Here is a 12,686-nt window from a genome sequence, read left to right as displayed (position 1 = left end):
ATGTCAAGCGCGCCGGGGTGCGGGCGGCCAAGGCCGCAGCGGTAAGCAACGGCTAAGCGCGCCGTTTTATCCTGCTGGAATGATTGCCGATTTTTTCCGTATCGCCTTCCCGCGCCGGTGCGTCCTGCTGGCAGCGCTGCTTGGCTTGTCGGCCTGCGCCAGCTACCGGCCGCTGCCGCTGGGATCCGGCGAAGGCGCCGCCAGCGCCACGCGGCTCAGCGTGCCGGCCAGCGCGATGCCGCTGCCGGAACTGGCCGCGCATCGCTTCGATCCCGCCGACGGCCTCGACGTCACCGAGGTGGCGATGCTGGCGGTGGCGAACAGTCCCGGCCTGAAGCTGCAGCGCGACGCGCTGGGCATCGCCCGCGCGCAGGCCTTCGCCGCTGGCCTGTTGCCCGATCCGCAGCTGAGTTTCGGCGCGGACTTTCCGCACAACTCCGGCGGCGGCCTCAGCAAGGCCTACAACCTCGGCCTCAGCGAGGACGTGAGCGCGCTGCTGCTGCGCTCCTCGCGCAAGCACGCGGCGAACGCGCAGATGGATCAGGTCAACCTCGACCTGCTGTGGGCTGAGTGGCAGACCATTGCGCAGGCGCGACTGCTGTTCGAGCAGGTGCAGAGCCTGCGTGCGCAGCAGGTGGAACTGGACGCCGAGCAGCGCGCACTGGCGCCGGTGGACCGTGCGGTGCAGGCGGCGCTCGCCGCCGGCAATCTCAACTACGACAGCGCCAGCGCGGGGCTGGGCGCCATGGCCGACGCGCGCAAGCGTGCGGGCGACAATGCCGTGGCGCTGCACCAGGCCGAGAGTGACCTGCGCCAGCTGCTGGGTCTCGCGTCCACGGCGCCGCTGAACCTGGTGGGCGCGCCGTACCAAGCCGATCCCGATGCCGCGCAGCTGCAGGTGGCGCTGGCTGAGTTGCCCAGGCGGCGTCCCGACCTGCTCGCGCTGCAGGCGGGCTACCGCGCGCAGGAGGCGACGCTGCGCGGCGCCATCCTCGCCCAGTTCCCCGCGATCACGCTGGGCGTTACCCGCGCGCGCGACACCAGCAACATCACCACCAACGGTTTCAGCGTCGGCCTCACCCTGCCGCTGTTCAACCGCAACCGTGGCAACATCGCGATCGAGCGGGCGACCCGGCAACAGCTGAAGGACGACTACGACGCGCGCCTGCTGGCCACCCGCAGCGACATGCAGCGCCTCGCTGCCGACCTCGCAACGCTGGATGCCCGGCAAACGACGCAGGCCGCGCATGCGCAGCGGCTCGATGCGGCGCGCGCGGCGGCGGAGCAGGCCTGGCAGAAGGATCTGCTCGACTGGCCGACCTATCTCGCCATCCGCGGCAACGCGCTGGCCGCCGATGCCGACCTGATCGCACTGAGGCAGGCGCGCTCCACTGCCGCGATTGCGCTGGAGGCCCTGCTCGGTCGCACCGATTTCGCCAACCTACGGACGTCCAAACGATGAAACCAGGCTTGCTTGCGCGCGGTGCCGCGCTGGCCGTCGCGGCCTTGCTGCTGGCCGCCTGCGGCAAGGGCGGCAGCGACGACAACGCTGCCGATGACGCCAAGGGCGTCGCGCTGGTCACCACGGCGATGCCGGTGCAGCGCAGCTTCCACGACAGCGTGGCGGCCTGGGGCACGGTGGCGGCCGATCCGCATGCCGCACGCTCGGTCAGCCTCGCGCATGGTGGCCAGGTGATCGCGCTCAAGGTGAACGCGGGGCAGACGGTTCGTCGCGGCCAGCCCTTGCTGGTGGCGGCGCCCGATCCGGCGGCGCGCAGCGCGTACCAGCAGGCACAGAGCGCGGCGACGCTGGCGCAGGGCGAGTTGCAGCGTACCGGGCAGCTGGCGGCGCAACATCTGGCCACCGCTTCGCAGGTCGCCATCGCGCGCAAGGCGCTGGCCGATGCGCAATCCGCGCTGGCGGCGCAGCGTGCGCTGGGCGGTGGCGATGCGCAGGAAACCGTGGCGGCGCCGGACGACGGCGTGGTCACCGCCGTGTCGGTGGCCCTGGGCGACCGCTTCGCCGCGAACGCGCCGCTGCTCGGCTTCATGCCCGCGCACGCGCTGGTCGCCGCGCTGGGCGTGCAGCCCGACGCCGGCGCGCGGCTGCGCGTGGGCATGCCGGTGCAACTGCATGGCGTGTACGGCGAGGCGCCGTCCTTCGCTGGCAAGTTGACGATGGTGGGGCACGCGATCGATCCGCAAAGCCATCTGCTGCCGGTGCAGGCCGCGCTGCCCGCCAGCGCCGATGCCGTGCTGATGGCCGGCGCCGCGCTTGAGGCCAGCATCCAGCGCGACGACGACACCGCCTGGGCGGTGCCGCGCGCCGCCGTGCTGCACGATGCGCAAGGCGATTACCTCTACCAGGTCGAGCACGGCAAGGCACATCGCGTGGATGTCGTGCTGCGCCATCCCGCCGGCGACACCGTAGGCGTGCAAGGCAGGCTCGCCGCGCGGCTGCCGGTGATCGTGCAGGGCGCCTACGAGGTGGACGACGGCACCGCCGTGCGCCTGGGCAACGACGGAACCGCCCCGTGAGCGCAACACCGATGACGATGACCCAGTGGATGCACGGCCACCGGCGTTCGCTGCTGTTCCTTGCCCTCATCCTCGCCATTGGCGGCATCGTCGGCGCGTTCAAGCTGCCGGTGTCGCTGTTCCCCAACGTGTCCTTCCCGCGCGTGCGGGTGACGCTGGATGCCGGCGACCAGCCCGCCGACCAGATGGTGGTGGCCGTCACCCGGCCAATGGAGGAGGCGATCCGCCGCGTGCGCGGCGTGCGCGAGCTGCGCTCCACCACCAGCCGTGGCAGCGCCGAAATCAACATCGGCTTCGACTGGGGTGCCGACATGGGCCGCGCCCTGCTCGACGTCGACGCCGCGATCGGCGAGGTGCTGCCGCGCCTGCCGCCCGGGGTGAACGTGGGGGCGATCCGGCTCGATCCCACGGTGTTCCCGATCCTCGCCTACAGCCTGCGCTCCGACACGCTCACGCCCACCCAGTTGCGCGACATCGCGCAGTTCCAGTTGCGCCCGCTGCTCTCCGGCGTCGCCGGCGCGGCCCAGGTGGATGTGCAGGGCGGCGAGGTGGCCGAGTTCCACGTGGACGTGGACGCGGCGAAGCTGCGCGCGCAAGGCCTCACGCTGGCCGATGTCAACCGCGCGGTGGCCAGCGCCGCCACCATCCAGGCGATGGGCCATCTGCAGGATCACTACAAGCTCTACCTGCTGCTGGCGAACAACCAGCCGGCTACCGCGACGGCGCTGGGCGACATCGTGCTGCGCGCCGACGCGCATGGTGTGTTGCATCTCAAGGACGTGGCCACGGTGGGCATGCGCCACGTGCCGCAATGGGTACGCACCACCGCGGACGGCCACGACGCGGTGCTGCTGCAGGTGTTCCAGCAGCCCAGCGGCAACAGCGTGCAGATCGCGCGCGACGTGAAGCAGCGCCTGGCCGAGTACCGGAAGACGGCGCCGAAGAGTCTGCGCATCGCCAACTGGTACGACCAGACCCAACTGGTGCTGGGCGCGGCGGGCAGCGTGCGCGACGCCATCGCCATCGGCATCGTGCTGGCGGGCTTGGTGCTGTTCGTGTTCCTGCGCAACGCGCGGGTGATCCTGGTGGCGCTGATCGTGGTGCCGGCCACGCTGGCGATCACCGTGCTGCTGCTCGATCTGCTGCAGATGAGCTTCAACATGATGACGCTGGGCGGCATGGCGGCGGCGGTCGGCCTGTTGATCGACGACGTGATCGTGATGCTGGAGCACATCATGCGGCGCCTGCGCGACGGCACCGGCGAGGTGCGCGAACGCATCGCCGGCGCGGCCTGGGAATTCACCCGCCCGCTCACCGGTTCCAGCGCGGCGACGGTGGTGATCTTCCTGCCGCTGGCCTTCCTGACCGGCGTCACCGGTGCGTTCTTCAAGGCATTGAGCCTGACCATGGCCAGCGCGCTGGTGATCTCGTATCTGTTGACCTGGGTGGTGGTGCCGCTGCTGGCCGAGTGGCTGATCGACGAGCGCCACGCCGAAGAGCCGCCGCCGGGGCGTTTCTCGCAGCGTCTGCTGGCGGGTTACGAGCGCAGCCTGGGGTGTCTGCTGCGGCGGCCCGCGTGGTTGCTGCTGGGTGTGGTTCCGCTGCTGCTGGCCGGCGCGCTGGCGTACCGGCAGGTGGGCAGCGGCTTCATGCCACAGATGGACGAGGGCGGCTTCACGCTGGACTACCGCTCGCTGCCCGGTACCTCGCTGGACGAGACGGATCGCCTGCTGCGCCAGGTCGAGCAGATCATCCGCGCCAACCCCTACGTGGATACCTACTCGCGGCGCACTGGGCTGCAGCTGGGCGGCGGCCTCACCGAGGCGAACACCGGCGACTTTTTCGTGCGCCTGAAGCACGGCTCGCGCCCGACCACCGGCGCGGTGATGGAGCAGATCCGCAAGCGGATCGTGGCCCGGGTGCCGGGGCTGGATGTCGACGTCTCGCAGCTGATGGAGGACCTGATCGGCGACCTCACCGAGGTGCCGCAGCCGATCGAGATCAAGCTGTATGGCGACGACGAAACCCAGCTCGCCGCCACCGCGAAGAAGGTGGCCGCGGCGATCGCCAAGGTCAACGGCGTGGCCGAGGTGCGCGACGGCATCAACCCCGCCGGCGACGCGCTGGATGTGCGCGTCGATCCGGTCAAGGCCGGCCTCTACGGGCTCGATCCGGTGGCGGTGGCGCAGCAGGTGTCCGACGCGGTGGCCGGCAACGTGGCCGCGCAGCTGCCACAGGGGCCGAAGATGGTGGGTGTGCGCGTGTGGCTGCCGCCCGGCGCGCGCGCGCAACTGGAGCAGCTCGCGGCGCTGCCGATCCGCGCCGCCGACGGCCGCGTGCTGCCGCTGTCCGCGCTGGCCACAATCCGTTCGGTGCAGGGCCAGCCGGAGATCAATCGCGACAACCTCAAGCGCATGGTGGCGGTGACGGCGCGCATCGTGGGTCGCGACCTCGGCTCCACCGTGAAGGATGTGAAGCAGGTGCTGGCCAGGCCGGGCCTGCTGCCGCCGGGCATGCCCCACGCGCTGGGCGGCCTCTACGCGCAGCAGCAGATCGCCTTCCACGATCTTTCCGTCGTGATGCTGGCGGCGATCGCGCTGGTGTTCACCCTGCTCCTGTTCCTGTACGAGAGCTTCCGCGTGGCGCTGGCGATCATGCTGGCGCCGCTGCTGGCGCTGTCGGCGGTGTTCGTGGGCCTGTGGGTCACCGGCATCGAGCTCAATATCTCGGCGATGATGGGCATGACGATGATCGTGGGCATCGTCACCGAGCTGGCGATCTTCTACTTCACCGAGGCGCGCGACGCGGAGCAGCACATGCCGCTGTTCGATGCCTTGCGCTACGCCGGCCACCACCGCATGCGGCCGATCCTGATGTCCACCTTCGCCGCCATCCTCACCCTGCTGCCGCTGGCGCTGGCCATCGGACAGGGCGCGCAGATGCAGCAGCCGCTGGCGGTGGCGATCATCGCCGGCATGCTGGTGGCGGTGCCGCTGGTGCTGTTGGCGATGCCGACAGCGTATGCGTGGCTGCGGCGCGACGCGGCGGCGGGTGCATCCCGGGCCGGCTAAGCGAAGCCAAAGCTTGGGCTGGGAGTATTATCGACCGCCGCCCACTTGCCGGTGCGGATTGAGCACGAGGGGAACGCCATGCGCCGCGCCGTCGTCTGCTGCCTGCTGCTCGCCCTGCTGCCCTGCGCCCATGCTTCTGGTGGGCCGCTGGGCATCGACCACCGACTGCACTACGACAACCACGGCATCTGGAAGCGCAGCACGCAGCTCAAGCTGGAATACGGCACGGCGCTGACCGTGCTGGGCGGTTCGTTGCTGCTGGGCGACCAGGACAAGCTGGGCGACACCTTCTGGCGCTCGCTCGACGCGGTGGCGTTTTCCAGCGCCTCGGCGCAGGTCCTGAAGTTGACGTTCCAGCGCGAGCGGCCGTCGGACACCAATGATCCGAACCGCTTCTTCAGGGGCGTCCACAACCAGAGTTTTCCCAGCGGCGAGGTCACCATGGTCGCGGCGGCGGTGACGCCGTTCATGGTCAACTACGGCCCGGATCACCCCGCGGTGTACGCGCTGGCCTTGCTGCCGGCCTACGACGCGGTGGCGCGCCTGAAGGTCCGCGGGCACTGGCAGACCGACGTGCTGGCCGGCGCCGCGCTGGGCACCGGCATCGGCATCTGGGCCACGCGCACGCACAGTCCGATCATCCTGGGCTGGTTGCCGGGCGGGTTCCAGGTGGGCTGGGTGCATCGCTTCTGAAGCCACGGCGGGACGCACCGCGCTTGCCGTTTGGTAGCGCGGGCGTCAGCGCGCGGTGTTCAGCGCTGCCCGGGTATGTCGCGCCAGTCCAGCGTCGCCCGCAGGTGACCGTCATCGGCCAGCGCAAAGCCCAGCCGCCAGCCCATCGCGGTGGCGGCGGCCGCGGCCAGCGCCAGCCCCAGCCCGGTGTGGCCGCCACGGCCTTGTTGCTTGCTCCAGTAGCGCTGGCCGAGGCAGGCGAGCTCGCTGGTGTCGAGATCGGGCGCGGCATTGCTCACGCCGAGGCCGCTGGCGTCCCACTCCATGCGCACCACGCTGCCTTCCGGCGCGTACTCGCAGGCGTTGCCCAGCAGGTTGCCCAGCACGATGTCGAGCAGCGAGCGATCGGCGTGCAGCGGCACCGGTTGCGGCGGCGGGGCGAGCTCGAGCCGCAGGCCGCGCTGCCGTACTGTCGCGGCCACGCGCGCGGCATGGCGGGCGAGCGCGGCGGACAGGTCGATGGCCTGCCAGTCCGGGTGTTCCAGCCCGGCATCCAGCCGGGTGAGCAGCAGCAAGCCGGACACCGTGCCTTCCAGCTCGCCGCCGATGGCGCCGACTTCGCCCAGCAGCGCCTCCAGCGGACGCCCGCTGGGATAGCGGCGCTCCACCTCCACCAGGGTGCGCAGCTCGGCGAGCCGGGTACGGGTTTCGTGGGCCAGCGCGTCGGTGAAGCGGCGCTCGCGCGCCAGCACCTCGTCCATCCGCGCCAGCACTTCGTTGAAGCTGGATGCCAGCGGTTCCAGTTCGCGCGTGCCGGTGGGGCGCAGGCGCTGGCCGGGATGCTGCGGGCCGATGTCGCGCATGCTCTCGCGCAGGCGCGTGAGCGGGCGCAGGCCATGACGCACCAGGAAGGGCGATAGCGCGAGCACCGCGAGCAGCGCCATCAGCGGAATCACGGTCAGGATGATGTCGATGTCCAGCAGGAGCGTGTCCAGCGAGCGACGCGACTGCACGAACAGCAGGCGGCAGGCGACGGCCGGCGCGTGCGCCACCTCGTCGCTGGCCGGCAGCAGGAAGTCGAACCACACGGCGCGCTGCGCGCCGGCGCCGTCGCCGAGATCGGCGACGGCCGGCGGCGTGGCGTCGCCGCGCTGCCACGCCGGCGGCTGCATGGTGGGCGGCGGTGCGCTCGTCAGCCGCATGCCGTTGGCGCAGCGCACCAGGTAGCCGGCCTGCGTGTCGCCGCTGGGCAGGTGCGCCGGCGCCTCGGCGCCAAGGTCCATCGCGAGCCCGTGCGGGCCGCTCTCCGTCAGCGCCGCCAGCGCCTTGGCCTGGGTCAGCAGGTCGATGTCGAAACGGTGGCGCATCTGCGCGTCGAGCAGGTGATCCATCAGCATGGCCGCCGCGCCCAGCAGCAGCATGGTGGCCATGCCCAACAGCAGGGCGATGCCGCCGGTGAGCGTGCGCGGCCTCACGGCACCAGGTATCCGCTGCCGCGGCGGGTTTCCACCAGTTCGCCGAGCGCGACCTCGGCCAGCTTGCGGCGCAGGCCGAACACCAGCACCTCCACGCTGCGATCCGAGGCGGTGGAGTCGCTGCCGGCGGTGCGTTCGAGGATCTCCGCGCGGGGGAATACGCGGCCGCGATGGCGCGCGAGCAGCGAGAGCACGGCGAATTCGCGCGGGGTGAGCGGCAGCGCGCGGCCGTCGACGAAGGCTTGCCGTGCGCGCAGGTCGATGCACAGCGCGCCGATTTCCAGCCGCGCGGCTTGCGCCTGTTCCGGCCGTCGCGCCAGCGCGTGCAGACGCGCCAGCAGCTCGTCGAAATCGAACGGCTTGACCAGGTAATCGTCCGCGCCGGCATCCAGCGCTTCGATGCGGTCGCGCACGCGGTCGCGTGCCGACAGCACCAGCACGCGCGGGCGCACCGGCCGGTGCATCAAGCCGCGCAGCACGGTGAGGCCGTCGACCTTGGGCAGCATCAGGTCCAGCACCACCAGCTCGTAGCCGTAGCTGGCGAGGTAGCCGCGCGCCTCGGCGCCGTCGGCCGCTGCGTCCACGGTGAAACCGGCGGCTGCCAGGCCGTGCTGCAACGTCTGGCGCAGGCGCTCGGAGTCTTCGACCAGCAGCAGCTTCATGGCAAGGAAGGCCCGGCGGGGAGATCGCCAGTCTAAGCAATCGCCTCGGGTGCGACGAGGGGGCGCCTCAGCGGGCGCTAAGCGTTCATGCCCAAACTTTGGCGGTATGACCGCGCCACCGAGTTCGCCCATGCCCGCTACGGCGCCCGTTACGCCGGGCGCCGCTGCCGGCGGTCGCCTGACCCGTTGGCGTCGCGGCGTGGTGGGGCTGGTGTTGTCGCGCTGGCTTCGCATGATCGAGGCCAGCCTGTGCCTGCCGGGTTCCTTGCCCGGCAGTGGCATCCATCGCATCCTGGTCTGCCGGCCCAATCATCGGCTGGGCAATACGGTGTTGTTGAGTCCGTTGTTGCGTGAGCTTGAAGCCCGCTACCCGGGTGCGGCCATCGACCTGGTTTGCGCGGGTCTGGCCGGACAGTGGCTGTTCGGCTCGCGGTTTCAGATGCATGAGGTGATCGCCCTGCCTGGACGCATGCCGCGTCATCCCTGGCGCACGCTGGCGCAGTTGCGCCGGATGCGGCGAGGCAGCTACGACCTTGCGGTGGATGCCTGCCCGGAGTCGTATTCGGGGCGGTTGCTGCTGGGCCTTTGCCATGCGCGCTGGAAGCTGGGTTTTCCGCCGGCGGATGCGCCCGGCCCGTGGCGCGAATATGCGCAAAACTGCCCTGTGCACGTGGCCAAGCGCAGCGTGCATCTGCTGCGGGTGGCGTGCGGCGACCGTTACCCGCGGGAGTGGCTGAACCTCGCTGTCGAACTGGACGACGAGCTCCTCGCGCATGGCCGACAGGCGCTGGCCGCCGTGGTCGGTTGCGGCGGCAGTGCCGGCGGGCCGGTGCTCGGCATCTTTCCCAACGCCACCGGGGCGAAGCGCTACCCCGAGTCCTGGTGGGCGGATTTCGTCGCCGCCTTGCACGCGCGCCGCCCAGAGATTCGCATCGTCAATGTGCTGGCCGAACACGGGTGTTCGCAACTGCCGGGCGTGCAGGCCGCCTTCTATTCGCGCGACCTGCGCAAGTTGGCGGCGGTGCTGGCCGGCATGGATGGTTTCATCAGCGGCGATTGCGGCGTGATGCACCTGGCCAGCGCGGTGAGCACGCCTACGCTGGGCCTGTTCGTGCAGCCCAATCGCGCCAAGTACGCGCCCTATGGCCTGCGCAACGACAGCCTGGATGCGTCGGTTGAAGCCGGTGGTGCCGTCGCCGCGCATGCGGCTGCCGCCTGGCTGGAACAGGCGTGCCCGCGCGAGCCGGATGGCGAGGTTGCCACCGCTGGCGTAAGCGTGGGCTAAGCCCTCGGCGCTAACGTGCCGGTGTCGCCACTGGCGGCACATCCTTACAACTCCATGGAGATTGCTCATGCGCAAGTCGATGTTATGCATCGCGTCGTTCGCCCTGTGTGGTGGCATGTTCGCCGCAGCCCACGCCGGGGAGACGCCGATCCAATTGGCCGCCCAGGCGAAGATCAGCCCGGCGCAGGCGCGGGCCATCGCGTTGAAGGCCCACCCCGGCAAGATCGTCAAGCACGAATTGGAGCAGGAGGCCGGCGGCAGCGGCCTGCGCTATTCCTTCGACATTGGTGCGGGCAAGCACACCTACGAGGTGGGCGTGGATGCCAGGACGGGCAAGGTCCTGGAGAACTCGCTGGACGACAACGCCAGCGACTGATGGGCGACGCCCTCGCGGCGACGTTCGAAGCCTTTGCAGGATCTGACACGCGGCGGTCATTGCACCGCAAGCGGGGCATCACACAGCGCGGTCAACATGCCGTCGTGACGCGGGCACGTGCCCGCTTCCGCTCCCCCGCCCATGCCGGCGGCGTCGCGCGAGTGGCGCCGCCAAAGGATGCCTGCCAGTGCCTGTCCGTCGTGTTGTAACCCCGCTGTCCCTTCTGGCCTTGGCCGTCCTGTCGGGATTGCACGGCAGCGCCGTGGCGGCGGATGCCGATGCCGCGGCCATGGCGCCGTCGCGCGATGCGGCCAAGTCGCTGCAGGCGATCTCGGTGGTCGCGACTGGCGAGACGCGCCAGATCCAGACCATCGGCCGCAAGGACATCGAGGCCGCCGCGCCGGGCACCAGTGCGCTGAAGGTGCTCAACGAGCTGCCGGGCGTGAACTTCCAGTCGTCCGATCCGTGGGGTGCCTACGAGTGGTCCACGGCGATCAGCCTGCACGGCTTCGACCAGAGCCGCCTCGGCTTCACGCTGGACGGCATCCCGCTGGGCAACATGTCCTACGGCGTGAGCAACGGCCTGCAGGTGACCCGCGCGATCAGCTCGGACAACATCGACTCGGTGCAACTGGCGCAGGGTGCCGGCGCGCTGGGCACGCCGTCCAGCACCAACCTCGGCGGCACCGTGCAGTTTTACTCGGCCGATCCGGACATGACCCCGGGCGTGCGCCTCAACCAGACGATCGGTTCGGACAACACGCTGCGCAGCTACGCGCGGCTGGATACCGGCGATTTCCACGGTTTCTCGATGTACCTGTCGTTCGATCACGCGGACACCGACAAGTGGAAGGGCTACGGCTCGCAAGGATCCAACCAGGCCAACCTGAAAGCGGTCTACCAGTGGGACAACGGCGACCGCATCAGCCTGTTCGTGGACAACTCGCGGCGCAAGGAATACGACTACCAGGATCTGTCGCTGACCAGCCAGCGCGTACTGGGCTGGAACTACGACTACTGGCAGCCGGACTGGAACACCGCGCTGCAGGCGGCCACCGCCTACCACACCAGCGGGCAGTACAACGGCGTGGCCAACGGCTATCCGACCTCGCTCGCCGGGCTGCCGGCCGACTACGACTGGCTGGACGCGAACTACTACGCCGGCGGCGGCATCCGCAAGGACAACCTGGCCGGGCTCAGCGGCAGCTTCAACTTCGGCGAGAACCTGACCTGGAACGTGGGCGGCTACTACCACGGCAACCGTGGCGAGGGGCAGTGGGTGACGCCGTACGCGTCGTCGCCGGCCACCGGCCTGCCGCTGGCCATGCGCACCACCGACTATGGCCTGGACCGTTACGGCGTGACCAGCTCGCTGCAGTACACGATCGACCACAACGACATCGAAGTGGGTGTGTGGGGTGAGGACTCCAGCAACCACATCGAGCGCAACTACTTCAACCTCGCCGGCCAGTACACCGGCCTGTGGACCTTCTACGACGGCGGGACGCCGTTCCTGCGCGGCTTCCTGCAGCACTACACCTACAACACGCGCATGGCGTATGCCGAGGACACACTGCATTTGATGAACGACCGGCTGACGATCAACGTCGGCGCGAAATCGCTGCGCGCCACCAGCACCGCGGAGTCGCTGGTGGCCACCAGCGCCTTCGCGCAGGGCAGCATCAAGGCCAGCAAGGGCTTCCTGCCGCAGGCCGGCGTGGACTACAAGCTGGACGCGCGCCAGGACATCTACGCCTCCTACAGCAAGAACATCGATGCCTACGGCGCGCTGCCCTTCGCCACCTCGCAGGCGACCTTCGACGCCAGCAAGCGCACGCTCAAGCCGGAAGGCTCGCAGACGCTGGAAGCGGGCTACCGCGTGCACGGCGAAACCTTCGAGGCGGCGGCCGACCTGTACTACACGCGCTTCAGCAACCGCCTGCTGCAGACCACGCCGTGCTCGGCGGTGCAGACCTGCGCCAGCCAGCTCGACAACGTCGGCAGCGTGGACAGCAAGGGCGCCGACCTGTCGCTGATCTGGCGCCCCGTGCAGGGCCTGCGCTGGCTCAACACGCTGTCCTACGACAGCTCCAAGTACCAGGACGACTACCTCAACGGCGGTGTGGTCGCCACCCGGGGCAAGTACGTGGTGGGCATCCCGAGCTGGATGGCTACCTCCAGCGTGAACTACCACGTGGGTGCCTGGGACTTCACGCTGGACGGCAAGTACACCGGCCGGCGCTACATCACCTATACCAACGATTCGCAGGTGCCGTCGTACTGGCTGTTCAATGCCGGCGCGAGCTACGACCTCGGCGCGCTGGCGGGCTTCCGCAACATCCGCCTGGCGCTCAACGTGACCAACCTCGCCGGCAAGCACTACTACGCGACCACCGGCACCAACGGCTACGTCGCCGCCGACCCGAACGGCTACAACCAGACCCTGCAGGCCGGCGCGCCGCGGCAGGTGTTCTTCAACATCAACGCGCAGCTCTAGACGCACGCATGCGCGTGCCGGCCGATCCGCGCCGGCAAGCGCGCCGCGTGCGGTCCGCGCGCTGCAGCAGCGCCATTCCACCGGACGCGAACCCGATCGCGTCCTTTCAC

The 12,686-nt window shown here is 70.0% G+C and carries 9 protein-coding genes; 7 read left to right on the top strand and 2 right to left on the bottom strand.

From position 1 onward, the window contains the following. Positions 1-79 precede the first annotated feature (79 nt). From AC3WQA_RS05815 to AC3WQA_RS05800, 4 genes are all read left to right on the top strand, one after another. Complete coding sequence (locus AC3WQA_RS05815; RefSeq protein ID WP_492674127.1) at positions 80-1,462, top strand: TolC family protein; 1,383 nt, start codon at positions 80-82, stop codon at positions 1,460-1,462. Then, positions 1,459-2,538, top strand: a complete 1,080-nt coding sequence (locus AC3WQA_RS05810; RefSeq protein ID WP_492674126.1) for an efflux RND transporter periplasmic adaptor subunit — start codon at positions 1,459-1,461, stop codon at positions 2,536-2,538. Before AC3WQA_RS05815 ends, AC3WQA_RS05810 begins: the two co-directional genes overlap by 4 nt. Positions 2,539-2,549: 11 nt before the next feature. Beyond that, on the top strand, positions 2,550-5,609 hold the full coding sequence (locus AC3WQA_RS05805) for an efflux RND transporter permease subunit (RefSeq protein ID WP_492676329.1): 3,060 nt from the start codon (positions 2,550-2,552) through the stop codon (positions 5,607-5,609). Between the two features lie 78 nt (positions 5,610-5,687). Beyond that, positions 5,688-6,302: a phosphatase PAP2 family protein gene (locus AC3WQA_RS05800; protein WP_492674125.1), complete on the top strand. Its 615-nt coding sequence runs from the start codon at positions 5,688-5,690 to the stop codon at positions 6,300-6,302. Between the two features lie 59 nt (positions 6,303-6,361). Here the strand turns inward: AC3WQA_RS05800 and AC3WQA_RS05795 are convergent, their stop codons facing one another. Both AC3WQA_RS05795 and AC3WQA_RS05790 read right to left on the bottom strand, forming a co-directional pair. Continuing rightward, complete coding sequence (locus AC3WQA_RS05795; protein WP_492674124.1) at positions 6,362-7,756, bottom strand: ATP-binding protein; 1,395 nt, start codon at positions 7,754-7,756, stop codon at positions 6,362-6,364. Further along, positions 7,753-8,418 (bottom strand): response regulator transcription factor, encoded by a 666-nt coding sequence (locus AC3WQA_RS05790; protein ID WP_492674123.1) that lies wholly within the window; start codon positions 8,416-8,418, stop codon positions 7,753-7,755. Before AC3WQA_RS05790 ends, AC3WQA_RS05795 begins: the two co-directional genes overlap by 4 nt. Positions 8,419-8,548: 130 nt before the next feature. Here AC3WQA_RS05790 and AC3WQA_RS05785 point away from each other — a divergent pair, with 130 nt between their 5' ends. The 3 genes from AC3WQA_RS05785 to AC3WQA_RS05775 all read left to right on the top strand — a co-directional run bounded on the left by AC3WQA_RS05785 (position 8,549) and on the right by AC3WQA_RS05775 (position 12,576). Beyond that, entirely contained in the window at positions 8,549-9,703 is a 1,155-nt protein-coding gene (locus AC3WQA_RS05785) for a glycosyltransferase family 9 protein (protein ID WP_492674122.1), read from the top strand. 67 nt (positions 9,704-9,770) lie between these two features. Next, positions 9,771-10,079 carry a PepSY domain-containing protein gene (locus tag AC3WQA_RS05780; protein WP_492674121.1) on the top strand — a complete coding sequence of 103 codons (309 nt, stop codon included), beginning with the start codon at positions 9,771-9,773 and terminating at the stop codon, positions 10,077-10,079. 187 nt (positions 10,080-10,266) lie between these two features. After that, positions 10,267-12,576 (top strand): TonB-dependent receptor family protein, encoded by a 2,310-nt coding sequence (locus AC3WQA_RS05775; protein WP_492674120.1) that lies wholly within the window; start codon positions 10,267-10,269, stop codon positions 12,574-12,576. The last annotated feature ends 110 nt before the right edge of the window (positions 12,577-12,686 follow it).

It is taken from the genome of Rhodanobacter sp. FW106-PBR-R2A-2-24 (genome assembly GCF_058789615.1).
This window is presented reverse-complemented; position numbering and strand designations above follow the sequence as displayed.